This is a genomic window from Blautia hominis (assembly GCA_002270465.1).
Lineage (GTDB): Bacteria > Bacillota > Clostridia > Lachnospirales > Lachnospiraceae > Blautia > Blautia hominis.
Map to the genome: position 1 here is coordinate 53867 of NQOF01000006.1, position 25774 is coordinate 79640.

Annotated in this window: 27 protein-coding genes; 20 read left to right on the forward strand and 7 right to left on the reverse strand. The window is 45.4% G+C overall.

Annotation, left to right across the window (positions count from 1 at the left end; translation table 11 throughout):
- The first annotated feature begins 7 nt into the window (after positions 1 to 7).
- Complete coding sequence (locus tag CI595_RS18570; protein WP_095175122.1) at positions 8 to 727, forward strand: hypothetical protein; 720 nt, start codon at positions 8 to 10, stop codon at positions 725 to 727.
- Between the two features lie 81 nt (positions 728 to 808).
- Here the strand turns inward: CI595_RS18570 and CI595_RS18575 are convergent, their stop codons facing one another.
- Positions 809 to 1471: a helix-turn-helix transcriptional regulator gene (locus CI595_RS18575; RefSeq protein WP_095175123.1), complete on the reverse strand. Its 663-nt coding sequence runs from the start codon at positions 1469 to 1471 to the stop codon at positions 809 to 811.
- A gap of 175 nt (positions 1472 to 1646) precedes the next feature.
- Between CI595_RS18575 and CI595_RS18580 the strand changes: the two genes are divergently transcribed.
- The 9 genes from CI595_RS18580 (at position 1647) to CI595_RS18620 (ending at position 9995) form a co-directional block, all read left to right on the forward strand.
- Complete coding sequence (locus CI595_RS18580; RefSeq protein WP_095175124.1) at positions 1647 to 2018, forward strand: RidA family protein; 372 nt, start codon at positions 1647 to 1649, stop codon at positions 2016 to 2018.
- 23 nt (positions 2019 to 2041) lie between these two features.
- Positions 2042 to 3022 carry a 1-aminocyclopropane-1-carboxylate deaminase/D-cysteine desulfhydrase gene (locus CI595_RS18585; RefSeq protein WP_158661642.1) on the forward strand — a complete coding sequence of 327 codons (981 nt, stop codon included), beginning with the start codon at positions 2042 to 2044 and terminating at the stop codon, positions 3020 to 3022.
- Positions 3023 to 3043: 21 nt separating this feature from the next.
- A complete protein-coding gene (locus CI595_RS18590) occupies positions 3044 to 4474 on the forward strand; it encodes a Na+/H+ antiporter NhaC family protein (RefSeq protein WP_095175126.1) in 1431 nt (476 codons plus the stop codon).
- A 411-nt stretch (positions 4475 to 4885) separates the two neighbouring features.
- On the forward strand, positions 4886 to 5284 hold the full coding sequence (locus CI595_RS18595) for an SRPBCC family protein (protein WP_095175373.1): 399 nt from the start codon (positions 4886 to 4888) through the stop codon (positions 5282 to 5284).
- 2 nt (positions 5285 to 5286) lie between these two features.
- Complete coding sequence (locus CI595_RS26945) at positions 5287 to 6231, forward strand: C-GCAxxG-C-C family (seleno)protein (RefSeq protein WP_162291921.1); 945 nt, start codon at positions 5287 to 5289, stop codon at positions 6229 to 6231.
- Positions 6224 to 6976, forward strand: coding sequence for a GNAT family N-acetyltransferase (locus tag CI595_RS18605; RefSeq protein WP_095175127.1), 753 nt, complete (start codon positions 6224 to 6226; stop codon positions 6974 to 6976). Before CI595_RS26945 ends, CI595_RS18605 begins: the two co-directional genes overlap by 8 nt.
- Positions 6977 to 7021: 45 nt before the next feature.
- Positions 7022 to 7822, forward strand: a complete 801-nt coding sequence (locus CI595_RS18610) for a sugar phosphate isomerase/epimerase family protein (protein ID WP_095175128.1) — start codon at positions 7022 to 7024, stop codon at positions 7820 to 7822.
- 159 nt (positions 7823 to 7981) lie between these two features.
- Entirely contained in the window at positions 7982 to 8503 is a 522-nt protein-coding gene (locus tag CI595_RS18615) for a hypothetical protein (protein WP_095175129.1), read from the forward strand.
- A gap of 937 nt (positions 8504 to 9440) precedes the next feature.
- On the forward strand, positions 9441 to 9995 hold the full coding sequence (locus CI595_RS18620) for a GNAT family N-acetyltransferase (RefSeq protein ID WP_095175130.1): 555 nt from the start codon (positions 9441 to 9443) through the stop codon (positions 9993 to 9995).
- Between the two features lie 188 nt (positions 9996 to 10183).
- Here the strand turns inward: CI595_RS18620 and CI595_RS18625 are convergent, their stop codons facing one another.
- Positions 10184 to 11743: a PucR family transcriptional regulator gene (locus CI595_RS18625; RefSeq protein WP_095175131.1), complete on the reverse strand. Its 1560-nt coding sequence runs from the start codon at positions 11741 to 11743 to the stop codon at positions 10184 to 10186.
- Positions 11744 to 11961: 218 nt separating this feature from the next.
- Between CI595_RS18625 and CI595_RS18630 the strand changes: the two genes are divergently transcribed.
- Positions 11962 to 12951: a uroporphyrinogen decarboxylase family protein gene (locus CI595_RS18630; RefSeq protein ID WP_095175132.1), complete on the forward strand. Its 990-nt coding sequence runs from the start codon at positions 11962 to 11964 to the stop codon at positions 12949 to 12951.
- Between the two features lie 7 nt (positions 12952 to 12958).
- The gene (locus CI595_RS18635) at positions 12959 to 13297 is read left to right on the forward strand and encodes a hypothetical protein (protein ID WP_095175133.1); all 339 of its coding nucleotides are present in this window, start codon (positions 12959 to 12961) and stop codon (positions 13295 to 13297) included.
- On the opposite strand, the gene CI595_RS18640 is transcribed toward CI595_RS18635, so the two are convergent.
- Entirely contained in the window at positions 13298 to 13753 is a 456-nt protein-coding gene (locus CI595_RS18640) for a GNAT family N-acetyltransferase (RefSeq protein WP_095175134.1), read from the reverse strand.
- Between the two features lie 224 nt (positions 13754 to 13977).
- Here CI595_RS18640 and CI595_RS18645 point away from each other — a divergent pair, with 224 nt between their 5' ends.
- The 8 genes from CI595_RS18645 to CI595_RS18680 all read left to right on the forward strand — a co-directional run bounded on the left by CI595_RS18645 (position 13978) and on the right by CI595_RS18680 (position 22073).
- Positions 13978 to 14571 carry a TetR/AcrR family transcriptional regulator gene (locus CI595_RS18645; RefSeq protein WP_095175135.1) on the forward strand — a complete coding sequence of 198 codons (594 nt, stop codon included), beginning with the start codon at positions 13978 to 13980 and terminating at the stop codon, positions 14569 to 14571.
- Positions 14568 to 15269, forward strand: a complete 702-nt coding sequence (locus tag CI595_RS18650) for an ABC transporter ATP-binding protein (protein WP_095175136.1) — start codon at positions 14568 to 14570, stop codon at positions 15267 to 15269. The genes CI595_RS18645 and CI595_RS18650 overlap by 4 nt, the downstream gene beginning before the upstream one ends.
- Positions 15269 to 17521 (forward strand): ABC transporter permease, encoded by a 2253-nt coding sequence (locus CI595_RS18655; protein ID WP_243135210.1) that lies wholly within the window; start codon positions 15269 to 15271, stop codon positions 17519 to 17521. The genes CI595_RS18650 and CI595_RS18655 overlap by 1 nt, the downstream gene beginning before the upstream one ends.
- A gap of 276 nt (positions 17522 to 17797) precedes the next feature.
- Positions 17798 to 18340: a DUF6323 family protein gene (locus tag CI595_RS18660; RefSeq protein WP_095175138.1), complete on the forward strand. Its 543-nt coding sequence runs from the start codon at positions 17798 to 17800 to the stop codon at positions 18338 to 18340.
- A gap of 36 nt (positions 18341 to 18376) precedes the next feature.
- Positions 18377 to 19216 carry a DUF6179 domain-containing protein gene (locus CI595_RS18665; RefSeq protein WP_095175374.1) on the forward strand — a complete coding sequence of 280 codons (840 nt, stop codon included), beginning with the start codon at positions 18377 to 18379 and terminating at the stop codon, positions 19214 to 19216.
- A 63-nt stretch (positions 19217 to 19279) separates the two neighbouring features.
- Positions 19280 to 20554 (forward strand): hypothetical protein, encoded by a 1275-nt coding sequence (locus tag CI595_RS18670; protein WP_095175139.1) that lies wholly within the window; start codon positions 19280 to 19282, stop codon positions 20552 to 20554.
- A 187-nt stretch (positions 20555 to 20741) separates the two neighbouring features.
- Complete coding sequence (locus CI595_RS18675) at positions 20742 to 21266, forward strand: GNAT family N-acetyltransferase (protein ID WP_187144048.1); 525 nt, start codon at positions 20742 to 20744, stop codon at positions 21264 to 21266.
- Positions 21267 to 21353: 87 nt separating this feature from the next.
- On the forward strand, positions 21354 to 22073 hold the full coding sequence (locus CI595_RS18680; RefSeq protein ID WP_095175141.1) for a DNA alkylation repair protein: 720 nt from the start codon (positions 21354 to 21356) through the stop codon (positions 22071 to 22073).
- Between the two features lie 36 nt (positions 22074 to 22109).
- On the opposite strand, the gene CI595_RS26720 is transcribed toward CI595_RS18680, so the two are convergent.
- The 4 genes from CI595_RS26720 to citC form a co-directional block, all read right to left on the reverse strand.
- Positions 22110 to 22244: a hypothetical protein gene (locus CI595_RS26720; protein WP_274537199.1), complete on the reverse strand. Its 135-nt coding sequence runs from the start codon at positions 22242 to 22244 to the stop codon at positions 22110 to 22112.
- Between the two features lie 70 nt (positions 22245 to 22314).
- Positions 22315 to 22878, reverse strand: coding sequence for a GNAT family N-acetyltransferase (locus tag CI595_RS18685; protein WP_095175142.1), 564 nt, complete (start codon positions 22876 to 22878; stop codon positions 22315 to 22317).
- Between the two features lie 52 nt (positions 22879 to 22930).
- Entirely contained in the window at positions 22931 to 24412 is a 1482-nt protein-coding gene (citX, locus tag CI595_RS18690; RefSeq protein ID WP_095175143.1) for a citrate lyase holo-[acyl-carrier protein] synthase, read from the reverse strand.
- Positions 24409 to 25455: a [citrate (pro-3S)-lyase] ligase gene (gene citC / locus CI595_RS18695; RefSeq protein WP_095175144.1), complete on the reverse strand. Its 1047-nt coding sequence runs from the start codon at positions 25453 to 25455 to the stop codon at positions 24409 to 24411. Before citC ends, citX begins: the two co-directional genes overlap by 4 nt.
- Between the last annotated feature and the right edge of the window lie 319 nt (positions 25456 to 25774).

Here is a 25774-nt window from a genome sequence, read left to right on the forward strand (position 1 = left end):
ACTGGAGATGAAGAAAACAACATCCTCCCCACAGGAGGGAAATTCATTTAATAACCGCATCCATAACCTGGGCATCACCACCACGCTGATCGTGTGGGTGTTCTTCCTGCTGGTACCCACTGTGGTGTGTATTGCATTTAAACTGAAAGTGAATGTAAAAGAAATGCTTATTGTGGCAGCTCCCATTGCACTGATATTTATGATCACGGGCATCTGTGAAAAGTTGTCCATGGCACCTATCATAGGGCCGGGTGCTGTATATCTGGCATCTTCCACAGGGAATATCCAGAATATGAAACTGCCTGCCGCGCTGAATGCCATGCGTATCATGGAGTGTGAGGAGGGAAGTGAGAAAGGGCGTGTGGTGTCTATCTTGGCAGTGGCAACCTCCTCCTTTGTGACCACTATCATCGTATTCTGCGGAATGCTGTTTCTGGCGCCGATCATGACACCGCTGCTCACCAATCCTGTGATCAGTCCGGCTTTTGACAACATGTTTCCCGCGCTGGTAGGCCCCCTTGTCATTCCGGTCCTGATGAAAAATCTGAAAGTGGCAGTGGTTCCTTTCGCGCTGGCTATGTGTCTTGCCGTGGTGTGCGGAGCCTTTTACTCCACCATCCAGAGTATACTTATGGCAGTGGTGATACTGGTATCTCTCGGGATATTCGGAACGGTCTATAAGAAGAGAGAGAAAAAGCAGACAGAGGTTTTAGAACAGAACGTGTAAGAAGTAAAGAGAAAAATAGGGATGTGGGAACGTGTGCCGGACAGAGGTGTTTTCTGTCCGGCACACTTGCGTCAAATGCCTTTAACTGCCGTTTTCCTTTTCCAGGTTCCGCAGATGCAGATATACGGTATTTTTAGAAATGCCAAGGCTTTCTGCTGCCTTGATGACAGCATCTTTCATATTGAAAATACCTTTTTCGTACAGGAGATGGATGATCTCCTTATTTTTATTGGTAGTGGAGATCATAGGATTGGCGTATATTTTTGTTTTGGCCTCATCCAGGGCGGAGGTGATCAGGTCCTCCACATTGTCGCTGAAGGTCTCTGTCACACCGGGGACAATACTGCTTGCAGGGGTGAAGCTTGCCAGGATGCTGGCAAAAGAAACTTCCGTGTGGAAATTGATGCAAAGAAGGCCGATGATCCGTTTCTTTTCCCCAAGGATAGGAATGGTGGCGGATTTCAGAGTGTTGCCGTTTTTCTTATTAAAGTAACACAGGGCGGCAGGCTCTTTTTTCTGACGGATATTGTCCAGCATTTTCAGTGCCAGATCTGTGATGGGAGCGCCCTCCACACGTCCGGTGTAATGTCCGTTAATGATTTTTATGACAGAGTGCTCCAGGTTCTCCAGGCTGTGGAGAATCAGTTCATATCCGTCCCCTAAATATTCTGCAAGTCCGTCCAGGACTGTCTTATATGATTCCAGAATGGTTTTATCTGTTTCTGTCAGGGTAAGGTAATTCATGGCAAAATCCTCCTTTCGTTTTATTATAACTTTTTTAGGAAGGAAACGCAACATAGACTGAAAAATATTTCAGTGAAGAGAGTAAAAGAATGAAAAAATATCTATTGACTAAAAAATAGTTTAGTGATATACTCTTTAATATGATAAAACGACAGAGAAAAGGGGGACTGAAATTATGGAAATTATCAGTACAGAAAAAGCACCGGCCGCAATCGGCCCGTATTCACAGGGAATGAGAACGAATGAACTTTTGTTCACTTCAGGACAGATTCCCATTGACCCGTCTACCGGTGAGGTTGTGGAAGCGGAGATCACCGCTCAGGCAAAGCAGTCTATTGAAAATGTAGGTGCTGTGCTTGCAGCAGGAGGCAGCAGCTTTGAAAAAGTGGTCAAGACCACCTGCTTTCTGGCGGACATGAAGGATTTTGCAGCGTTTAATGAAGTTTATGCAAAATACTTCACCACTAACCCGGCCCGCTCCTGTGTGGCGGTTAAAACACTGCCAAAGGGTGTGCTCTGTGAAGTCGAGGTAATTGCTGAGCGTTAGAGAGGGGGAGAGGAAGCATGCATTTGCTGGAGACTTTTTTAGAGAAGACGGAACGGGTACCGCTTATGCCGGCTCCCACACCGCTCCATCGTCTGCACAGGCTGGAGGAGCAGTGGAGATATCCCGGAATTTATATCAAACGTGATGATATGACAGGCATCGGTCCCGGAGGCAACAAGATAAGGAGTCTGGAATACATACTGGGGGAGGCGGTAAAGGAGGGGAGCAGGACGATTCTGGCAGCAGGGCCTGCCCAGTCCAATCTCTGTACACTGACGGCTGCGGCCTGCGCCAAATTGGGACTGGACTGCGAACTGGTCCACAACGGTACAGAGCCGGAGAAGAAAGAGGGGAATCTGCTGCTGAACCGGATCCTTGGGGTGAAATCCCATTTTCTTGGGGATGTGGACTCGGATGCCCGCAATGCCTTTGTGGAGGAGCTGTTTGAAAAGTACCGCAGGGACGGGAAAAATCCCTATGTGGTGAGAAACGGAGCAACCACGGGAAGAGGGGCTCTTGGGTACACGGCAGCGGTGCCGGAGCTTATGAAACAATGTAAGGAGCAGGGGATCAGCACCATGACCATTTTTGCACCGGGAGGAAACGGCGGTGTGGCAGCAGGGCTGGTGTACGGGAATGCAGTTATGGGAAATCCCTTCCGTATTGTAATCGTCAGTGTGGAGGATGACAGGGAAAACCTGGGAAGACACATTGCGGATACTGTGCGGGAGGTGGAGGAGATAACGGGAATCCCGGCAGGAAAACCTGTGGAAGAGCTCTGTTTTATTGAGGATGGTTTCCGGGGCCGGGGCTGGGGCGCAAATACCAGTGAGAGTGCCAAGGAGATCTTTTCCTTTGCCAGGGCTGAAGGTATTTTTATTGAAAACATTTATAACAGTAAAGTTCTGGTCGGTATGAGGGACTGGCTGGAAAAGGGAAAAACAGAGGGGCCTGTCTGCTATCTGCATACAGGAGGCTTTGGCTCTCTGTTTGCCCAGTATTGACACGAAAGAGGAGGGAAAACTATGGATTACGGATTTTTGACTTTGATTCCGCCAATCATTGCCATTGCATTTGCCATCGCGTTTCGGAAGGTGGCGCTTGCTCTTTTGATTGGTATTTTTTCCGGAGAACTGATCCTGTGCGGATGGAATCCGCTCACCGCTGTGAATGAGATGGTGAACCAGATCTTAAATGTCTGCGCAGACACAGGAAATCTGAAAACATTTCTGTTTACAACACTGATGGGAGCATTTGTTATTCTGGTGCGTGTGTCAGGGGGCGTCAATGGCTTTGTGACGTATCTGACAGAGCAGGGCAATAAGGTAAAGAGTAAAAAGATGGCTATGATGATCGCCTATATCATCGGTATCATTATTTTCATCGACGGACTATTAAGTATCATGTTCACCGGTGTTGTGACAAGGCCGCTGATTGATAAGTATAAAGTTTCCAGAGAAAAGCTGGCCTATATCTGTGACTCCACATCAGCACCGATCAATGCCATTATCCCGCTGAACTCCTGGGGCGCTATGCTTATGGGACTGATCGGGGCAGAGATAACGGCCGGTGTGATCGCCGGGGACCCTATGAATCTTCTGATTCGGAGTCTGCCGTTCCAGTTCTACAGCATTGTTTCCCTTATTATGGTATTGTTCTACATATTAAGCGGAAAAGACTGGGGGCCCATGAAAAAGGCAGAGGAGCGTGTGCAGACTACAGGAAAGCTGTATGATGACGGCGTTGTTCCCCTGCTTAACGACAGCGAAGGCTTTGATGAACTGGTAGAACCCGGAAAAGAAAACAAGTGGAATATGATGCTGCCGCTTATTGTGCTGATCGGCGGAACTTTTATCGGCCTGCTTGTCACAGGTAAGGGAAATATCACAGAGGGTGACGGAACTACATCCATTCTCTATGCAGTTACCATTACACTGCTGGTTATGTGTATCTTCTACACAAGACAGAAGATCATGACAGGAAAGCAGTTTGGAGATTTTGTACTGAAAGGTGTCAGCAATATGCTTACCCTTGTGATCCTGCTGGTTTTGGCATTTGCCATCGGCGGTGTGATCAAGACATTGGGAACAGGCACCTTCCTTGCAAGCCTGATCGGAGGTAAAGTCAGCGGTGCTTTCGGACCTGCTATCATTTTCCTGTTGGGCGCAGTTATGGCTTTCAGCACAGGCACAAGCTGGGGTACTTTCTCCATTATGATGCCCATAGCGATTCCAATGGCAGTTGCCATGGATTCCAATATTCTGCTGGCGATCGGTGCGGTTGTCTCAGGCGGTATTTTCGGAGACCACTGTTCTCCAATCTCAGATACAACCATTCTGTCCTCCATGTCGGTGGGCACGGATCTGTTCTCACATGTGAAGACGCAGCTTCCTTATGCAGTCGTGACGGCGGCGATCGCCACGGTACTATATGTGGTGTGCGGCTTGGTGATGTGATCTTGTATTCATAAGTAAGCGCCTGCCATCCGGGTTACGGAGGGCAGGCGCTTATTGACTTTTTATCATTCAATCATTCCATCCAGAAAAGCGTTCAGGATATTTTGTGGGGCTTCATAATAAAAACTTCTGTTATAATCGTCAATTTTGTCACTGACAAAGGAATGGTATGGTTACTGTTCACAGGCCACTGTACCGGGAGGCGTTTTCATGCCGGAAGCATGAAAATCCCGAGGCAGCCAGCGCGATATGGGGCAGAATGCTCCATATCTGTGCATCGCGAAGCGTGTTACTGGACACGGAGTGAACAGTAACATGGTATGCTGCAAAGAGGGCATCTGTTATGGATATGCAATTGACAAGGAGAAAAGGAGAGGGTAGACTGGAAGAAAAGTGAAAATGGAGGCAGATATGGCCAAAGCAAATATGAAGATCCGCCTGGCGGCCAGCGCGGAACAGGTTTGGAAGGTAGTTACAGATAATAAACATTATGGGTGGCGCAGTGATTTGAGCCGGATAGAAGAAATGGGGGACGGCAAGACTTTTGTAGAGTACACAAAAAGCGGATTCCCCACAACATTTACGATCACAAAAAAGATACCGTTTCGTCAGTATGAATTTGACATGGAAAATGAAAATATAAAAGGTCATTGGACGGGCCTGTTTCGTGAGAGCGGCAATGGGACGGAGATGGATTTTACCGAGGATGTGGAAATGAAGAAGCCGTTTTTGAAATTTGCAGCAGGTATGTATCTGAAAAAGCAGCAGAAAAAATATGCGGAAGATTTGAAAAAAGAGTTGGGAGTATAGAGATGACAGAGAAACGTATCAATGAGATAGTTCACAAGCTGTACTGGGAGCAGGATGTCAACTGCGCGGGGACAATGCTCAGGTGCCTTGGGGAAGCATTTCAGGTGAAGCTTGACAGGCAGGTACTAAGCGCGGCGGCGGGAATGCATGGGGCCGGAGGATATCGGGCGCAGTGCGGCCTGGTGGAAGGTGTGCTGCTGTTTATCGGGATATATTGTGAATTGACAGGAAAGGACAGCGGGGAGGCGGCAAAATACTGTTACGAGTATGCGGAGGCATTTACGGATCGGTTTGGTTCGCTGAGGTGTTTTGATCTGCGCCCGGGAGGTTTTACGGAGCAGGACCCGCCGCATTTATGTGAAAAGCTTACATGTGAGGCGGTTCTCTTTGCCTGCGAATTCATTGGTAACAGGATGGGTGGAGAACCTGTAGCAGATGCGTGGCAGACAGATGTGGACGATATGATCTTGAGGATGGCGGGACGGGAGGACTGTGAAGCGCTGACGGAAATGCGCATGGCATTTTTGGAAGATGAGCATGGATGTCTGGCTTGTGAGAAGGATGCCGTAATGCGCAGGCAGATTTTGAGATACTTTGAAAGTCATCTGGGGCAGGATTTATATGCATTTACGGCTGTGGACAGATGTGGGAATATGGCCGCCTCTGCTTTTCTAATGATTGCGGAAAGGCCGGCAATGCCTGATTGTTTGAGCGGGAAGGTCGGAACTGTGTTCAATGTATATACGAAACCCGGGTACAGAAGGCAGGGGATGGCGTACAGGCTGATGGAAATGCTTCTGAAAAAGGCCGAAGAAGCGGGTGTTACCTATGTGGATCTGAAAGCCACAAAGGATGGTTATGAGCTTTACAGAAAACTGGAGTTTAAAGAGAATACATCCGTATATACAGATATGAGATATTGGGTGGAGAAGAACGTAGATGGATAAAAAGGAAATAACAGAGGTTATAAAAGAACATCTTGCGGATTTCTTAGAATGCGGAGTCGATATTTTTCAGCAGAAAGGACTTGTTTTTCATGTGGTGGGGAGCAGGGCCGAGGCGTACCAGAAACCGTTTTTTCAAGTGATCAGCATGGAAAATGCCATAATTGCGGCGGTGTCTTCTTCTGTATTGAAAGAGGCAGAGCGGCTGCTTACAGGAAAGAGCAGGGAGGAGATATTTGAGTGTCCTCTGCTTTATGGACAGTCTGTTTATTTTATTCCGGATGTAAAGCAGAGCAGGAGAAAAGAGATGCTGCCGGAGTATACCTATAGAATGCTGGAAGGGGAAGGACTTTTGGAACTTCAGGGGATCAAAGAGTTTGACAATTCGCTGATGTTTGATGCAGACGGGAATACCGGCACTTATATAGTATTTTATGCGGAGAGAGACGGTGAAATCGCAGGCCTTGCGGGAGCTTCCATTGAATCTGAGCGGGTATGGGAAATTGGTGTGGATGTAAAAGAAAAATATAGAAAAGGCGGGCTGGCCTCTGTGCTGGTAAATCATTTGATGTACAGTATTCTTGATAGGAATATCGTTCCTATTTACTGTGCAGCATCATCCAATCCGGCCTCTCAGGCTGCAGCGTTTCGGGCCGGGTTCCAGCCTTGCTGGGTAAGTACCTATAAAAATATACTGGATGGAAGTTCCGGGTATGATGAGCTGGTGAGACGATTGTATTCTGAATAGTCGGGGTTAATAGAGAGCTTTGATAGGGCAGAGGAGGGGCGCGTTATGCAGTTTGGAATGCCAACATTAATAGAGAACAGAAATTTAGAGGAGAATGCAGAGCTTTGCAGTGAATTGGGGCTGGACTTTTTAGAGCTAAATATGAATATGCCTATGTATCAGGTTGATAAGATTGGGGATATTCATAGTTTGATGGAACTGGCAGGGAGATATGGTATTTATTATACTATTCATTTGGATGAGAATTTGAATGTCTGTGATTTCAATGAGGCTGTTGCTGAGGCGTATCTTGATACTGTCAGGCGTACCATTCAGATTGCAGAGGAACTGGGCTGTCCGATCATTAATATGCATATGAATAAAGGGGTGTATTTTACTTTGCCGGACAGAAAGATTTATTTGTTCGAGCAGTATAGGGAATGGTATCTGGAAGGGATCCGCAGATTCAGGAAGATATGTGAGAATGTGTGTAAAGATGCGGAGGTATTGATTTCTATTGAAAATACAGATGGTTTTACCAACTTTCAGAGGGAGGCTGTGGAATACCTGCTGGAGAGCAGGGTGTTTTCTCTGACCTGGGATGTGGGACATTCTTATGTGGATGCTATGGAGGACGAGAGGTTCATTCTGGAGCACGAGGAGAAATTAGCCCATTTTCATATGCATGATGCAATAGGAAGGCGAAACCATTTGGCCCTGGGGACTGGGGAAGTAGATTTGGCAGAGAGATTCAAAGCTGCCGGGAGAAATAAATGCAGATGTGTGTTGGAGACGAAGACTGTTCAGGCACTTAGAGAGTCTGTGACGTGGATGCGCAGGAATGAAATTATGGACAGATATCTATAAGGGAGGGTAACAGTTGAGTACCCTCACAGTTACGGCAAAGATCCATGCAGAATCGCCTTTGGCGATGGGATTTTTGCTTGGCCGTGGAACACTTTCTTACGGTCAGCGCAGTGAATGCGCAGACTTACTGAATAGCTACAAGGGAGGGACTTAGCAGCATTGGAAGAGGAAAGATATTCGGAGATCATAAGGGAACAGACTAATAGGGCATTGTGGGAAGTTGGCAATGTGATCAAATGTATCCCGGAGGACATTTGGGGAAAAGAGTATTGCGGGATGCCCCTGTGGAAACATGTGTATCATATGCTCCACTCCCTGGACTTGTGGTTTATGAATCCAAATGATACAGGATATAAGGAACCGGGGTTTCATGTGAAGGATTTAAATAACCTGGATGTGGTGACAGAGAAGGAGATTTCACGTGAACAGATTCATGATTACTTTTTTTGGGTGGAGAGGAAGATTAAAAGGTATATAGAGGAATTAAAGGATGAGGAACTGCTGGAAAGCCCAGAGGGGTGTAAGTATACGGGATTTACACTTATATTGGCGCAGCACAGACATCTGCATACTCATATGGGAATGATAATGGGATTCATAGTCGCAGAAACAGGCCTGTGGCCCAGAGTGCTGGGGCTTGAAGGGGAAATTCCGGAGGGGGGATATGAGAAATATTTTTGAAGGGCTGGTGGGGAGAAAAAGGCAATGTATTTGTGGAATAATGGACTGGGGCGTGTTATAATTTAATCATGTGTAATGGTGCGAAAGGTAAGCGAACATAAATCTGTGGGGGGATTCGCACCGATATGTAGTTGTAAAAATATGGTTTATGACTTGTTTTTGGGGATGAAAAGGAGAAGGGGATGGGAAGTGTTGGCGGATTTGTATAAGGGAATGTATTAGGTGAGAGGTGGAATTGGTTATATTTGCTGTCTTCAGCTTCGCGCTGAAGTGGATTGAAATAGCAGAATCATATACTTGTGTTTGATGGAAAGGGGTCTTCAGCTTCGCGCTGAAGTGGATTGAAATAATATTATGGTCCTGGGCTGCGCCGGCTGATAATCGTCTTCAGCTTCGCGCTGAAGTGGATTGAAATTTTTATGCGCGGTAATGTTTTTTCATAACCGTAGTCTTCAGCTTCGCGCTGAAGTGGATTGAAATTTCCAGTCATTCCAACACTTGGCACATTCCTTTGCACGTCTTCAGCTTCACGCTGAAGTGGATTGAAATGTTCCCACTAAGCGGCTCTTGCCTCCAGTGCAGGGTCTTCAGCTTCGCGCTGAAGTGGATTGAAATGTGCATAACTGTAAATGCAGATGTGAGGTTGTCGTCTTCAGCTTCGCGCTGAAGTGAATTGAAATTTATCGTAGTGATTCATTCCGCCCAGAAATCTAGGGTCCTCAGCTTCGCGTAGTAGTGAATTGAAATGTTACTCCGGACGGTGCACCGTTAAATTATTGAAGCAGGATGTTTCAGCTTTGCGACGAAAAGATTGAAATAACCAGCTTGTAAAAATGTGATGTAGATATGCATTATCTTATTGATAATAAAACGGTAGACCAACAGGTGTCTTTAAAAGGGAATGGAAACACAAAGTAGTAATACGGGAGAAGCAGATATGATATACCTGGAAACAGAGCGTCTCATTATAAGAGATTATACAAAAAACGATGCAGAAGAATACAGCAGACTTATGGCAGATGAACAGGTAATGTATTACCTTCAGGATATCCGCCACCACTCCCGTCAGGAATCGGAGGAGGGGTTTAAGGAAATTTTGCTTGATATGCAAAAAGAGGACAGGCACAGGTATTTTCTACACATGCAGAAAAAAGATACAAAAGAACAGATAGGAAGTATCGGTTATACGGTCACGGATATAACCCCAGTGGGAAAAATGGTTCATCTGGGCTATTTTACATATCCGAAGTTCTGGGGATGTGGTTATGTGACAGAAGCACTGAAAAAGGTTATGGAGTTCGCCTTTTTAACAGATGGTGTATACCGCATCACCACCGGATGCCTCAAAGAGAACAGAGGTTCCGAGCGCGTTATGCAGAAATGCGGGTTGATCAAAGAGGCGGAGCATGTGGATTATGAGTGGCATGACGGCAAAATGAAAACCCGTATGGAATACCGTATGCTGAAAAGAGACTGGGAGAGTATGGCTTAGAACGTAACCGAAACTTCATTCCGACAATCTGCACGCCTCACTTTGCATTACATTTGCATCCAATTCGGGAAACACAGACCGCCGTCCGCGTCCTCCCTCATCGGCGCTAAGGTTCCACATCTTTTTGAGCAAAGCCATATAGCTATAAATTGGGACGCACGGCTTGCTGAACGTGATTTTCAGACACACTAAGATTCCACAGGACTCAACCCCAGCAAATCCACAAACGTGTAGGACATCATAATAAAAAGCCTTATATTGGCATTATCCAGATTGGTATGGATAATGCCATTTATTTTTTTCAGTCTCTGATACAGTGTGTTTCTGTGAATGTAAAGATTTTGTGCTGTCTGAACCGCATTTTCTCCGCATTCCAGGTATGTCTTTAAAGTTTCCAGAAGGTTCGTCTTATTCTTTAAATCATAAACATAAAGCTGCACCACCCCTGGATGGCACAGATGTCTGCCGTCAATGCGGCTTGTGCCGTAATGCATAAAATAGTGCAGTACATAATCCTCAAAATCATAACACCACTCATGAGGGCTATATTTTTCACCCATTTCCAAAGCCCCTAATGTCTGTTTATAATAACTGGAAAATGTACTGAAATCAAAGAAAATATAACTGATCCCAGCGTGAAACAGCCCTTCCCTCAGAAAAATGGAGAGCATGTGTACCGCATCTGTTTTTGACATGCGCGCACGGTCCAGATTGATGACAGCAAGCAAATTGTCCTCGAAGTAAAAGGCAAAGCTCTCCGGAATCTGTTTTTCAATATTTACACAGATATTGTTGTATATGGAATTGATTTTGTCAAAGCGGTTTGTCTGGAAGGTTACCAGCAGATAGTTGTCACCGTTTTTCCAATCCATAGCCAGCAGATAGCGGTCTATCACAGCTTGTTCAATCTGTGTGTCATATAAAAGTTCTTTCAAGAAATCCTCAAATCGCAGAGAATGTCCGGAACTCAAATGGTTTCTCCCCAGAGCAAGACGAAGGATACCGGAAAAGTATACAGCCAGCTGGCGGTGCACCTGGGTAAGTGGGCAATCTGTTTCCATAACTGCCATGGTCAAAGGAGAACCGCTGCCTTTTACCGGGGCAAATAGGGTATTGTAGGCGAAATATTCCTCCGACACAAAACAGACATCAGCGGAGGCGGAAGCTCTGCGGTATTCCGGTGAGGTTTTGATGGCATTGACGGTATCTATGGAGAGCATTAGAGAATCGGACCATTTATCACAGACCAATTCCAGCTTTTCCAGGCGCGGGTCCGCTTCCCCAAGGATACAGTAATTTTTATCAAAAAGAATAAGCGGATTTCCGAAAAGAGCTTCACCGATTTTCAATATCTCCTGGAGCGGGACATTTTTCATGACAGCAGAACTAAGCTGCGCATCGATTGCCTGATATTTCAGAAAAACAGAGTTTAATGCATTGAAAATATGACTGAATGTGCACTGTGCTTTTCCGCCATCCAGTATAAGGATTTCTGCGTCGGCACTGTCTAGCAGACATTCATCTGCAGCTCCGATCACGGCCAGTGTGATGCCTGAAGGGCAGCAAAAAGTATCTATTATGCTGTCTGCGGCTGCGGCATAACAGATTTCAGGTGACATGGATGTCTGGGGATGATACAGGCCGACACCCAGAAGGTTTCTTATGGCTGTATCTGCTTTTTTCCTGCCTGCCCTGCGGGGAGAAAAAGCAGATAATTCTTCTGCGATGATATCCAGATTTATCTTCATAGAAACGCCCTCCTTTGTCAAAATATTATAATTTCTAAATATATTTGTCAAGAAAAAGAATGGGCAGAGTGCCTATAGGGACAGAAAAAATAGGTACAGTCTGTACATTTTCTGAAAACAAGGATTGCTATACAATAGAACTATAAATAGTACGAAAACGTAACCGTGAAGGTACGGAATATTACCGAAAAGCAAAGGATAAAGGAGGAAATAACAATATGAATCTGCGGGAAAATGCAATGGCGGTTTATAACAGGCAACAGCCTGATTTTTACGGTGATCTGATGGATGCGATTGTGCTGGTGCCGGACCCTGTCCTCATGGGAGATATGTGTCCCCAGGATGGGATGGAGCATAAGGATTCCTGGGGTACGGTTTACATCTTCAAACCAGGTGCCCCCGGCCCACATCCAAGGGTAAACAGGGAAAATGCGGTGATCAAGGATATTGAAAAGTGGGAAGAACAGCTTACCGTACCGGATTTGGAACATCTGGACTGGACACTGGTGAAAGAAGAGACTGCAAAAGTGGATCGGAAGGAAAAATTTGTAGGTTTTATGTGTGCAGGCGGCCTTTTTGAGCGTTCGCACCATCTGATGGGCATGGAGGAGGCATTGGTGAATTATCTGGAATATCCGGATGAAATGAAAGCACTGCTCCGGGTAATTGCTGATTATAAGATCAAATATATCAAAATGGTGGCAGAGCAGATTCATCCTGATATAATCTTCTATCACGATGACTGGGGTTCCAAACAAAATGTCTTTCTTCCTCCAAGAGTGTGGCGGGAAATCATTAAGCCTCTGCAGAGAGAAATTGCGGATACCATTCACGCGTGCGGCATGATTTACATGCATCATGCAGACTGCATCTGTCAGCCTATTGTTACGGATATGGTAGAGATCGGTGTGGATATCTGGCAGGGTGCCATTGCGCAGAATGATATTGTGGAAATCCAGAGAGTGACAGAGGGTAAACTTGCTATGGTCGGCGGTATTGACGGTCCGAAAGTAGATATCGAGAATATCACGGAGGAGGAAATACGGGCGGAAGTCAGAAGAGCCATTGATACCTATTGTCCCGGCGGAAGATTTTATCCGTCCATACCAAACGGAATCTGTTTCAGAGAGTGGAACAACAGCATAGTTATGGATGAGCTGCATTCCTACGGAAGGAAATATGCCCAGGAACACCCGGTTGTAAAATAGCCGGGCTATGCGCAGCAGAATTCTGAAGCGTAGTGAGGACTGGACAGGAAATGTATCGGTATTGGAGTGGTGTCTGGAAGAATCCGTTACAGATGTACGGCAAAATATGGTTGATATACAGAATGCAATGTCATCCTATAATAATGATATGAACAATATTTTTAGTATGATGCAGGGAATAACAGAACAGATGGTAACCCTCAGCGGTACAGGAAGTATCTATAACAGCGGCAGCACAAAGCTTGTCAAAGCACCCGGTGGTTACATCCGGGCCTTGTGGATTGGCAGCAGGGATGTTGGCGATATATGTAATATTAAGACAGCGGAAAAAAGGAACAGATTATAATTAATTGATCGTTTTTGTATGTATAATTTTAAAATTATTTTTTATATACATTTTAAGGGCTCTCTGATTCCAGTCGGCAACATGAAGGCGGATAGGAGAGACCTTATTTTTTTGTAAAAAAGAGACTGCAAATTTTAACAGTAGTTCACCATATCCCTTTCTTTGATATTGTTTTGCTACTATAAGATCATCGATTTCATTTCCATGAATGGCAACGGAACCTATGAGATTATGATTCTTTTCGAGAATAAAAACATTAGGGTGTTTTTGTATCAAGTCAGCTTCTGTATCACAGCAGTTTATGGGATTTAAGCATAGAGCAGTACGCATATCGGAAAAACATTCATTATAGATTTCCTGATACTGGCTATAATCACTGCTAAGATAATTTCTTAAAATCAGAGGAGAATGGATGGCTTCACCGCTATATTCCATTGTGTGAACAATTATTTCCATAATGATCCTTTCGTTTATTGGAGATTTATTTCCATAAGAGAGGGTATTTATATAAACCCGGTATACTTGGAACTATTTAATTCGTTACTAAAATAAGAATAACATAAAATGTAGTGGGTTTCGACAAGAAAAATGAACAGTCGTTAAGTTTTGATTTTTATAAGCGTTAGGTTCTTGTAACCGCACTAAAAAACGGATATCATATTCGCAGGAGGTGACAGGGCGTGCAGACTAAAAAAGACGAAATCAGAAAGACCATATTGGAGGCTGCGCAGAAGGAATTTCTCATTCACGGGTATGAGGGTGCTTCCATGCGCACAATTGCAAAAAAAGCCAACACAACCCTGGGAAATATATATCATTATTATGAAAATAAAGAAGCCATTCTGGAAGAGCTTCTGCGGGAACCTGTTGAAAAGGTCAAGAAAATGATAGACGACCATGTGAAACTGCAGGATGATCTGTATACAATGGCAGAAATGCAGGAACTTCTGGGGGATTTGGATAATCTGATGGATTATCATGAGATGCAGTGTCTTCTGGATGAAAGGCTGGTGATATTATTTGACCTCAGGACAACACATTTTGTGAAGATCAGGGATGATGCCATACACAAATTTAAGCAGCACCTGGCATGGCATCTGGGGATGGATGACGATGATTCCGCTTATGTGGATATCATTATGAACACATTTATCGCCTGCGTGCGCCACGTATTATCAGAACACAAGGGTACAGAGGAGTCTAAAAAAGAATTTATCAAGGTTTTTAAAGTATTGTGTGCAGGCGTTATGAGTAACAGAAAAGAGGAAGAATGAAAATAGTAGAGCTGAAAAATGTGAGCAGATATTATAAGGCAGGACAACAACAAAATTACGCCTTGAAAAATGTCTCTTTTGGCATAGAAGAGGGGGAATTTGTGGTCATACTGGGCGCCAGCGGTGCGGGGAAATCTACCATGCTCAATCTGCTTGGGGGCATAGACCGGGCAGACGAAGGGGAGATACTGGTTGCAGGGGAAGATATCGCCAAACTGTCCGAAAAAGAACTTTCAAAATACCGGGCCAAAAGAGTGGGGTTTGTCTTTCAGTTTTATAATTTGATCCCAACCCTGACAGTAAAGGAAAATGTAGAGCTCATGCGGGAGCTGAAAAAAGATGCACTTGGAGCAAGTGAAGCACTTCAGAAAGTTGGACTTAGCGGACATGAAAGAAAGTTTCCGGAACAGCTCTCCGGCGGGGAGCAGCAGCGGGTATCCATCGCAAGAGCCATCGCAAAAAATCCGGATATCCTTCTCTGTGATGAACCCACCGGTGCACTGGATGCAGAGACGGGGTGTATGGTTTTGCTGGAACTTCAGAAACTGAGCAGGGACGAGGGGAAAACGGTACTTTTGGTTACCCACAACGCAAATATTGCCAGAGCTGCAGACAGAGTCATACATGTCAGAAGCGGAGAGATAAAAGAGATTCAGTGCAATGCGGACCCATGCAGTATGAAAGAGGTGGAATGGTGATGCTGGTAAGAAAAATGCTGCGGGATATTGGGAAAAACAAGGTGCAGTTTGCGGCTGTCTTTCTCATGATGTTTTTTGGATGTTTTCTCTATTCCGGCATTACAGGAGAATGGGGAGGCATGAAAAAACACTTTGATGACTATATACAGTCACAAAATCTGGCAGATGCCTGGGGGTTTGATACAGCATTTTCACAGGAGGAATTAAGCGCATTAAGGCAAGACTCCGGAGTGGATGAAGCAGAAGGCAGAATGGCAGTTCCTATGGGTCTAAAAGGCGGGGATGATATTGTACTGGATTGTTATTTTGCAGAAACAAATAACATATCCAAACTGTATATAAGGGAAGGGATCCCCTTTGACAGCAGCAGAAAGGGTGTTTGGCTGGACGCCTCTTTTGCAGAAGAAAATCATATCCGCGTGGGGGACGAACTGCACCTTACTTATCAGAAGATGGAGATTACCGGGCGTGTGCTGGGACTGGCAGACAGCCCGGAATATATTTACGGCGTCCGAGATGGTGATATGATGCCTGACCACAGCATTTACGGATTTGTGTGGGCAAGTCCTAAAATACTGCCGGACGAAAACCTGTTTTCCGTTAATCAGATAGCCGTTAAAACACGGGAGAAAGAGAGCAGAAAACAGATTCGGGAAATCCTTGCAAAGCCGGATCTGACAGTAATACAGGCAAAAGATCATCCAACGGTTTCTATGGTACAGGATGAGATCAAACAGCATAAAACCATTGGTTCTGCCTTCTCTTCCGCATTTTTATTGATTGCCGTGATGATCGTTATGACCACAATGCACAGGATGCTGAAAAACCAGAGAACTCAGATCGGAATCTTAAAAGCACTTGGATTCGGCAGAACAAAACTGCTTTTTCATTACCTGTCCCACAGTGGGATTATATGCTTTTGCGGTGCATTTACAGGGTGTGTCCTTGGATATAGATTGATGCCGGAAATTATCTATCCGTTTATGAAGACCGTGTATGTGCTTCCCCATTGGAGCGGTTATCTTCCTTCTGTTTATTTGCTGCTTCCTGTGTTTTGCACACTTTTTTGTGTGGCAGTCAGCTTTGTCATATGCAGAAAATATCTGAAGGAGAATGCATCGGAGTGCCTTTACGGAGAAGAAAATGTGAAAAGGACTGCCCATTTACCGAAGATCTGCAGGCATCTTCCTTTTTCCAGCCGCTGGAACCTGAGGGATGTGGAGCGGAACCGTCTGCGCAGCTTTATGACATTATGCGGTATTTTAGGATGTACAGCACTTTTGTTCTGCGCGTTTTCGCTGTATGATACGTTTCGGAATCTGTCGGACTGGACTTTTACAAAACAGCAGGATTATGAATGTAAGATTACAGATCTGCCGGATGAGGAGGGACAGAAAGAGCTGCTTTTACGCACAGACGGGGAATATCTGATGGAGGGCATGGCAGTCATTCAGAATGGGAAAAAAGAGAAAGAAGTCGGACTTACCGTGCCGGAAAGTACAAGATACATAAAACTGGCCGACAGCCTGGATACCTTTACCCGGATTGATGAGGGAATAGCCTTATCAAAGAAAACAGCCGACAGCCTGGGTGTAAAAAAGGGGGATTCCATTACGTGGAAACCGTCGGGAGATGGGGAATGGATGGAGTCAAAAATTGAGGCAATTATCCGTACACCACTCAGCCAGGGGATTGTGATCATGAGAAAAGCCTTTGAAAAGAACGGGGGAACTTATGCACCTGCGGCTATCATCGGAGTGGAGCCGCAAAAGGGATTCGGAGGATATGAGAAAGAATGCAGTATTTCTCATCAGGGTGAATTGACAAAGGGGATAGATTCCATGATGGAAGGTATGATCATGATGATCGCGCTGCTGGTTTTAGGGGCTGTGATTCTGGGCGGTGTCATGCTCTATAATCTGGGCGTACTTTCTTATTTGGAACGATACCGTGAATTTGCCACCATGAAGGTTCTCGGGTTTGGAGATAGGAAAATCCAGAATGTTATGATTGAGCAAAATGTGTGGCTTTCTGCTGCGGGCATACTTCTGGGACTTCCGGCAGGATACGGACTTTTGGTGTATATGCTGTCCACGATTCCGGATTCCATGGATGTGCCAATATATATAAGAGGAATATCCTGGCTCTTCAGTGCCGCCGGAACTCTGGTACTGTCCTGGCTCATCAGTCTTGCTGTGTCCAGGAAAATCCCCCATATTAATATGGTGGAAGCACTGAAAGCGAAAGAATAGAGTGGCAGAACAAAAAGGAAGCAGATCAATTTTCTGCTTCCTTTTTCATCATTATATTACCACAAAAACCGGGTTTTTTCAAGGCTTGTATTGATATTTCGGCAGGGTTATAATGAGCGTTACCATTTACAGGCCGGCCTGTAAAGCGTAATGCTGTCTGCCCCGTAAGAAGCTGTCATCAGCCAGGGGCAGCTGCAGAATAACAGTACAGTGCTGCATAAGCCCGGCAATCCTGCACAGGGAAAGTCGGCCTCAGGAAAAACAGGAGGAATTGCCATGGAAAAACAGATTTTTGAGATGCTCACTAAGAAGCGGCAGAAGGATGAACTGACAATGCTGGACGCCTACAATCAGAGGACGGAGAAATTTGGGCTTGCCCTTTCCGAACAGGAGGCAAAAGAGCTGATCGTAAGCAGGAATAACAGCCTGAAAAAGTATGGAAGGGTGGAATTTGGCAGAGGAATATTGGATAAGATCATCTACAGCTTCTGTGATTCTCAGTATATCAGCCAGGACACGTATCTTGCCACATTAACAAGGCTGCAGGATATTTTTTACCGCTTTAAAAATGAATCTCAGGACAAGCTGACAGATGATGAACTGATGACATTCATGAGACAGCAGTATGAATCTGTATGTTTTGGAGATTTGGATTATCTGGAAAATACCTGCCTGGAACGTTTTTCAAGGGCTGTCCGAGAAGGAAATCTGGGATTTATAAAAACCGGCGGTGCGGATGCTTATGACGAACTCAGCGAGGAGGAGCGCTGGGACCCGGAGCTTTACCGGTCTGTTTTGAAGGAACTTTTTTGGGAGTAGGAGTAAAGGACAGATATGACAGGAAGGGGAATATATATGGAATACCCGTTGGAAGAATTACTGCCTTTGACGGCATGGCTTGCAGATAAATACACCTCCAAAGAGAGCAGTTCTGTGACGTATGAAACTGCTCAGATGCTCATGGAGGCTGTGCTGTATTGCGTACGGGAATATGAAAAAATCACTGCCGGCGCATTGCGGTCAGAACATGCGGTGAAGGCGGAGGATGCATATAAGATCGGTTATGACAGGGTGGTGGAGAAAGTCCATAAGGCAAAAGAAATCTATAATGATCTGACTGGAGATTTCTGCGATTACGGCTGCAGTAATTACAGGGGGACTCTGCTGGAAGGAATGCCTGCGTTCTTTATTGCCTATGATGCCAGATTCCGACCACAGGACCATTTGCTGACACTGGACTATCCAACTGTGAATTTTCGTGGGGAAATGTGCGGAATTGATATCATTTATCAATATTTATGTGATATAGTAGTGGAGAAAGGACTTTTGGAATGTTTTCCGGAACAGGCAGTGACACGCCTTTTGAAGCAGGTGCAGAGCAGAACAGGCACCTCATATATGGGAAACCTAAGTGAGATGGTGCTTGTCACCGCATTTGGATGTATGATCGCTGACAGGCGGCTTATGGAGCTTTCACTTTCTGATCAGGATATAGAGGCGGCAGAACAGTATTTTTCAGGTGATAACCTGCAAAAAACGGAGGGAAAACTGAAAACACTATTACGGATCCTGGCTGAAAGATCAGGCAGACAGGAGTGGGTTCCGTATTTTGACAGCTTATGCCATGAATATGCCGTCAGAATCCAAAACGGTATAAAGTATGGGACGCTGGAAACGGTATTTTTGGGGGCGTGAGCGATTGCAAATGTGGTCGTACTCTGTGAAATTACCGTGCGTGGATGGAAACAAGGAGAAAACATGGAACGTAAGACAAAATATGCGCTTCCCTGGATCATTTATTTGGGGAGTTTAATGGGATTCGGCCTTGCTAAATTTATTCTGCGGGGAATTGGGGTTGAATTCAGAATGTGGGTGCAGGCTCTTCTATGGGCTTTGGCCTTTCTCTTCCCCGCCCTCCTGATCGGATATTATCTGACCAGGATAAAGTATAAAGTGGTGGCTGTGGTATTGACGGTTATCTATGCTGTTTTGGCAGTGATCGTATTTTTAGCGGGATTTGTTTACTTTCTGCTCAAATCTCCCGAGGAGCATGATATTGGTTCCGGTATGCTCTGTGTGGAAGAACCGTCAGGCGGTGATTCGTCAGATTATACATACTGGGACAAGATATCTTTTTTTGGAAGGAAACAATTTGAGTGGGACGAGGAGAGGGATATCAAGCTGCTGGAGGAGAAATATAACATGCAGTTTGAGAAAAGATCCGGGGCATATATGACGGAAAAATATCCTATGGCAGCAGTTCATATCCTCAGATATCCTACTGTTTCGGGCAGCGAAGTCGCAGATGATTTTATAGAAAACATTGAAACGTATTATTTTAAAGAGACATATGAGGCAGAGGGATTTCGTACAGAGTGGAGTGAAAACCATCTCATTATGAAGAGTGAAGCGGAACTTAAACAGGTTTCAAAAGAGGCGGCAAAAATGATTTCCGATGCCATAGAAGATCCCATTTTTGAAAAATTCCCCGGTACTCTGCAGGTACAAATCGAGATAAAAGGGAGCAAAAGTGTATACAGTCTCAACTTTAGAGGCAAGAAACAGTCTGCGAATGAGGAAAGGGGAGGAGATTACTATACAGATGCTGAGAATGTAGAAGAGACCCTGGAGGAGACTTACAATGCGTTACTGTACTCCCTAGAGGAGAATGATAGGATGGACCAGATAACGCAGGATACGGAGGAAGAAAACAAAAACTATGCCAATCGTGTGGAGGAGGCTTACGACTATTTGTATGAGAATGAGCTTTCAAAACAATTCACAACATCGGAAAAAACATATAATGCGAAGGGAAACTTTTACGCCATTTTGGGCGGGGATACGGCTGCTTATGCAAATGAAAATGATATTCCGTATGAGGTGACTGTGGTATACGACAGAGTGTCAGATGACGGGGAATCTTTACTATTTGTCATGTATAAAAAGTATAATGAAAAATCAGACACTGCGGCCGGTTACTCTGTGAATGCGGAAGAGGGGAAGATTGAAGAGTATGATGTCCCATGGTTCTGAAAACGAAATCATATTGAGGAAGGCCGATCCATACTATGGATAACCTTGGTTTTGGCGGCATTGTACTGGAACAGCAAGTGCAAGATTCAAAGGAGCTGGCAGACTATTTAAAAGATCACACACCACATTTGATTATAAAAGGGAGAGAAAGCTTGTGAATGAGACGAGAAATGGCCTGCACATAAGAATGGCAGAGCCGGAGGATGCTGAGATTTTATTGGAAATCTATACACCATATGTAAAAAATACCTGTATCACGTTTGAATATCAGGTGCCTTCCGCGAAAGAATTTGCAGGAAGAATGACAGAAACTTTGAAAAAATATCCATACCTTGCAGCAGAACAGGATGGTGAGATAATTGGCTATGCATATGCATCCCCTTTTAAGGGAAGGCCCGCTTATGACTGGGCGGTGGAGACCACCGTTTATCTGAAGGAAAATGCCAGAGGAAAAGGCGTAGGCCGTCGGCTCTACACAGCGCTGGAAGATATTCTCAGGAAACAGAACATAACCAATGCCAATGCCTGCATTACATATCCAAATCCGGAAAGTATCGGATTCCATGAAAAAATGGGATACCGGACGGTAGGACATTTTACAAAATGCGGATATAAAAACGGACAGTGGCTTGATGTGGTGTGGATGGAAAAGTTTCTGCAGGAACATCCGGTGAGGCCGTCGGCAGTGATTCCGGTGGGCAGCCTGCAGTGATTCCGGTGGCAGCCTGCGATCATTAAGATGTGATCATAAGGGTGCTAAACAGTTACAAGATGATATCTATATAAAGGGGGAAATACTTTGACAAGTAATGAAATCCTGTCAGAATTAAAAGCACTAAGTTCAGAAAAATACAAAGCTAATGTAGTAAAACTCGGAATTCCCGAAACATGCAGTATCGGTGTGTCTACGGCAGATGTCAGGAAGCTTGCAAAAAAAGCGGGCAGGGACAATTCCCTGGCCTATGAATTGTGGAACACGGGATACCATGAGGCAAGACTCCTTGCGGTACTGGTCATGGATAAAAAGAAGCTTACACTGCAGGAGGCAGAGACACTTATGTACGATGTCATCTCCTGGGATTTGTGCGATCATCTGTGTAAGAATCTGCTCATCAAGATGAAAGGGTATGAAGAACTCATAGAAAAGTGGTGTGACTCGGAAGCGACCTACACCAAACGGGCTGCTTTCACTCTCATGGCATCTGCAGCGATCCATGAAAAGAGTCTGGAAAACCATATTCTGGATCATTACCTTGCGCTTATTCGGATGAACTCCGATGATGAGAGAGAACACGTAAAAAAATCAGTATCGTGGGCGTTAAGAGAGATCGGAAAAAGAGATTTCGACTATCAGGAAAAGTCTGTACTGCTGGCTTATGAATTACTGGAAAATGGAAGTAAATCCCAGAAGTGGATAGGGAAAGATGCTCTGAAGGAGCTGGAAAATTTGGTGAAGACAGAAGGGCGCAGCCGTCTGATCTCAGCAGATTCCCAGATGGGAAAAGAAATAAAGTCATGACCAGAAGGGGCACAGGCCCCTTCTGACACAACAAAGCTAATCGTCTGTCTTAGACTGATAAGCGATAAGCACAATATCCTTATCGGTTTCTTTATTTAACTTATTCTGAAGTTCATTGATCTCAGAAACACAGTCCTCTGAGATTGAAGCTACCTGATAATCATTCTCCATAGTTATCACCTCCATGCATATAGTTTGCGGAGAAAGTGATAAATTATAACAAACCCGATTAAAAATGATCTTATAATATTTTCTGGAGCACATACCTGGGCAGACCACCGTAGAGAACAGCGGTCTTTACGATCTCATAGCCGTTACTTTGCATATTATGCAGGCTATAGCGGTTGTCAGGATGTACAGTCGCAAGAAGCCGGTTCCTCGGAACAGGGGAATCAGCAAGCACTTCTTCCGCCTTACGGAGCATACGGGACTGAAGGCCGTTTCCCTGCCAGGATGGATGCACAACCGCCATATCCATATGGACAGTTCTCTGCAATTCTTCCTCTGAATAATTCAGTAAATATCCCAGATTTTCCTCCGAAAGCCCCGGAAATTTTATAAGAAAAAAACCTGCAAGAGAACCACCTGTAAGAGAACCACCTGTAAGAGAATTACCTGCAATAGAACTACCTGAAACAGGCTCTGCCACGATCGTAAAGCCATATGTCTCAATATGCTTTTTCATATACTCTTCACGATCAGAACAAAACCATTCCGGGTGCTCCATCGCTTTTTGGGCATCCTTCATCACTGCCATGATACCGGGAATATCTTCATACCCGGCTTTTCTAATAACAAATTCCATATCGGTATCCTTTCTATGCCTACCTCATCACAACTTTTTTTAAACAGCCCCGCTAATCCCATCTGCAAGGCAGAATCCCAATAAAATACAAAAAATAAGTGAGCGCCAGCATATCCGCACTTCCTCCGGGGCTGATACGTTCCTGTACAAAATATGCATCCAGTTTTGGGATTACGGCGAGCTGTTCCTCATAAGAAGCACATTCCAGAAATCGTTTCAGTTCTGCTTGTATCTTGCACGCCGTATCATAGCCGGAACGGGTGATCAGATTGGAATCCTCTGTATCTGCCATGTAGTGCAGAAGCACGATACACCCGGCTTCATTCATGGAATGACCATGGGCCAGAACCTGCTTAAAAAGAGGAAATCCCATGTGAAAAAGTGTAGGAAAACCAAGGTGAGCCTCCCCGCGGATTCCGGTAATGCCATATCGCATATACAGGCGCTCCCCGTGACTCACATCTTTGGACGGCCCGGATGTACGGAGTATCTCATAATCATCCAGAAGATGGACCAGCATATGCTTGACAGTGGTTTCCAAGTCTTGGAATGCCTCCGCAGGATCTGCATATTTCCTACATCCGTTCAGACGGCAGGCCCCCAAAAACCACCGGGAAGCCATATCATATCCCAGGGCACAGCAGAGAATCCCGCCTGAGAAGATCATGCCTTTATGAGTATTGACCCCTCCTGTTGCCTGTCTCATAGCGGTTTCCGCAGCCATGCCAAGCGGGCGGACGGAGGCAAACAGTTCCGGCAGTTCATCCTGACTTCCCCCATCCAGCGCAAACTCCATACCCCGGCGGGCTGTCTCAATAAAATAGGAAGTAAGTGCATAGGCACTGTCCCGGAAGGTATACCGGTCCATATCTGTGTGAGCCCCATTATGTACAAGGTCCACCAGGCCCGGTTTCAAAGTTGTGTTTACCTCATAAAAAAGTGCCTTCTGCATCAGCAGTCCCACATGGACGGAAAAACGCTCCGCAAAAAAATCCCTGATAAGAGCAGTTTCCCGTTCCACCAGTTCCTGTGCTGTATGCGTGCGGGAGCGTCCGCACAGAAAAGCCGGCTTATCACAGAGAAGACAGGTTCGCCCCGCATGACCCAGGGCTTCCCTGGACACCTTAATGCCGTCAGACTGAAGCACATCAATGTCAAACAGACGTCCCACAGGATGTGTCTCCTCCAGTTCCGTGAGATATCCTTTACAGATATGCGCAATTCCCGGTTCCTTTTTTATGGAAAAGAAAGCCTCATACCCTGTGTTCTCCCGGACTTCCCGGAAGCCTGTGATATCTGCTTCCAGCCACATAAGGCATTCCCGGATGGCCGCAAGGCCTGCTTCGTAGGCCAGGATCGTATAGGGAAAGACTTTGACCGGGCCTACAATATTCAGGGTGAAGCTGATAAGCGCAGTCCCGTCCCCCTCTAAATCGCTCAACATTTCATTTTGTATGGCTGCCCGCTGTTCCCTGGCATCCAGCACTTGCTGCAGGGTGATGGCAGTGCCTGTGCATAAATCTGTATGGTTCATGACTGTCTCTCCAATAGTTGTTTTCTAAGTGCAGTTCCCGCATCTGATACCAGATAGCGATAAGTCGTATCAGGCACCAGGGGGCGCACAGCTTCCGTATCCCCTGCCAGAAACTTTTCCCGCACAAGGGTTGCGCTGATGACCGTATCCCCGGATGTCTTCCGGGGTATCTCCACCACTTCGATGCCATAGGCGGGAAGGGTTTGCTTCATCTGTTCATTATATGCCCTGGTCACCGGGGAAAACGGCTCCTCACCGACAAAACGCTTTGTAATATGAAAGGCCTTCCGAAAATAGTCGCCGAAAATTTTCAGATCCAATTCTGCAGCCTTGTCCGATGCCCCGGCCTTATCCTTCAGGAAGTAATCGGGAAAGGTGGCATGGGATATGAGATATTCGGAACTGCCGTGGACGATCACATTTTTAAGGTCCTGACAGCCCTCCCTAACGAGACGGAGCCTGACATCAGCAGGAAATTCTGAGGCGTCGGCGGAGAGCACAAAGACATGCAGCAATGCACATGCCTTTGCAGCCGTTTCCGTCAGATACCGGTGTCCAAAGGTAAAGGGATTGGCGTTCATGACAATGGCCCCTGCCTCTTTGCCCTGCACCACAGGGCAGCGGGCCAGTTCCTCCTCCAGATAAAGAGAAATGCCGTCCTTCCGGTTCTCCAGCAAGAGCATGGAATCCGTCCCGGTTATGGGATAAAAGCCCATATCACCAAATATGACCTGATATTCCGGTTTCGTAAATAAAAACAGGTGGGAGATGCCGCAGCTATAAGCCTGCTTGACAAGCTGTGTGACAATTCTAGGCAGAAGCCCTTCCCCCTGATAAGATGCGTCTACTGCAATACATTTTAAGATATTTTCATGTCTGGAACCACAGCCTATGATCTCTCCGTCCTCTCTGCACAGAAGGACAGAATAGACAATCTCTGCGTCATAGGTCAGGCCGTTTTTTTCCAGAAACTCTTCCATTTTCTTTCGTTTCCGTCCCCGGAAAGGAAATCCTTCCTCCAGGTAACTGTTTGTCAGTTCCATAAGTAAATCCTCCTGTCTGTTACCCATTATTTAAGAAAAAACGTTTTCCGTCAAGAGATTCTTGGAAATTAGACAAAAAACCAGAAGAATTTCAACGGTTTTTCAACGGAAATGATATACAATAGTCTCATCAGACAAAGGACAGACAAAAAAACGCACAAAGAAGGTAACAGATCAGACAGGTCTGCGCATTTACTACGCTGACCGTATAAAAAAGTAGTGCCAGCTTTATCCAGTCCATGGCGAAGCGATTTTTAATGGCTGGATGCGTAACGGTACAGCTTGTCTGAACTATTACCAAAGAAATGTTATAGATAAA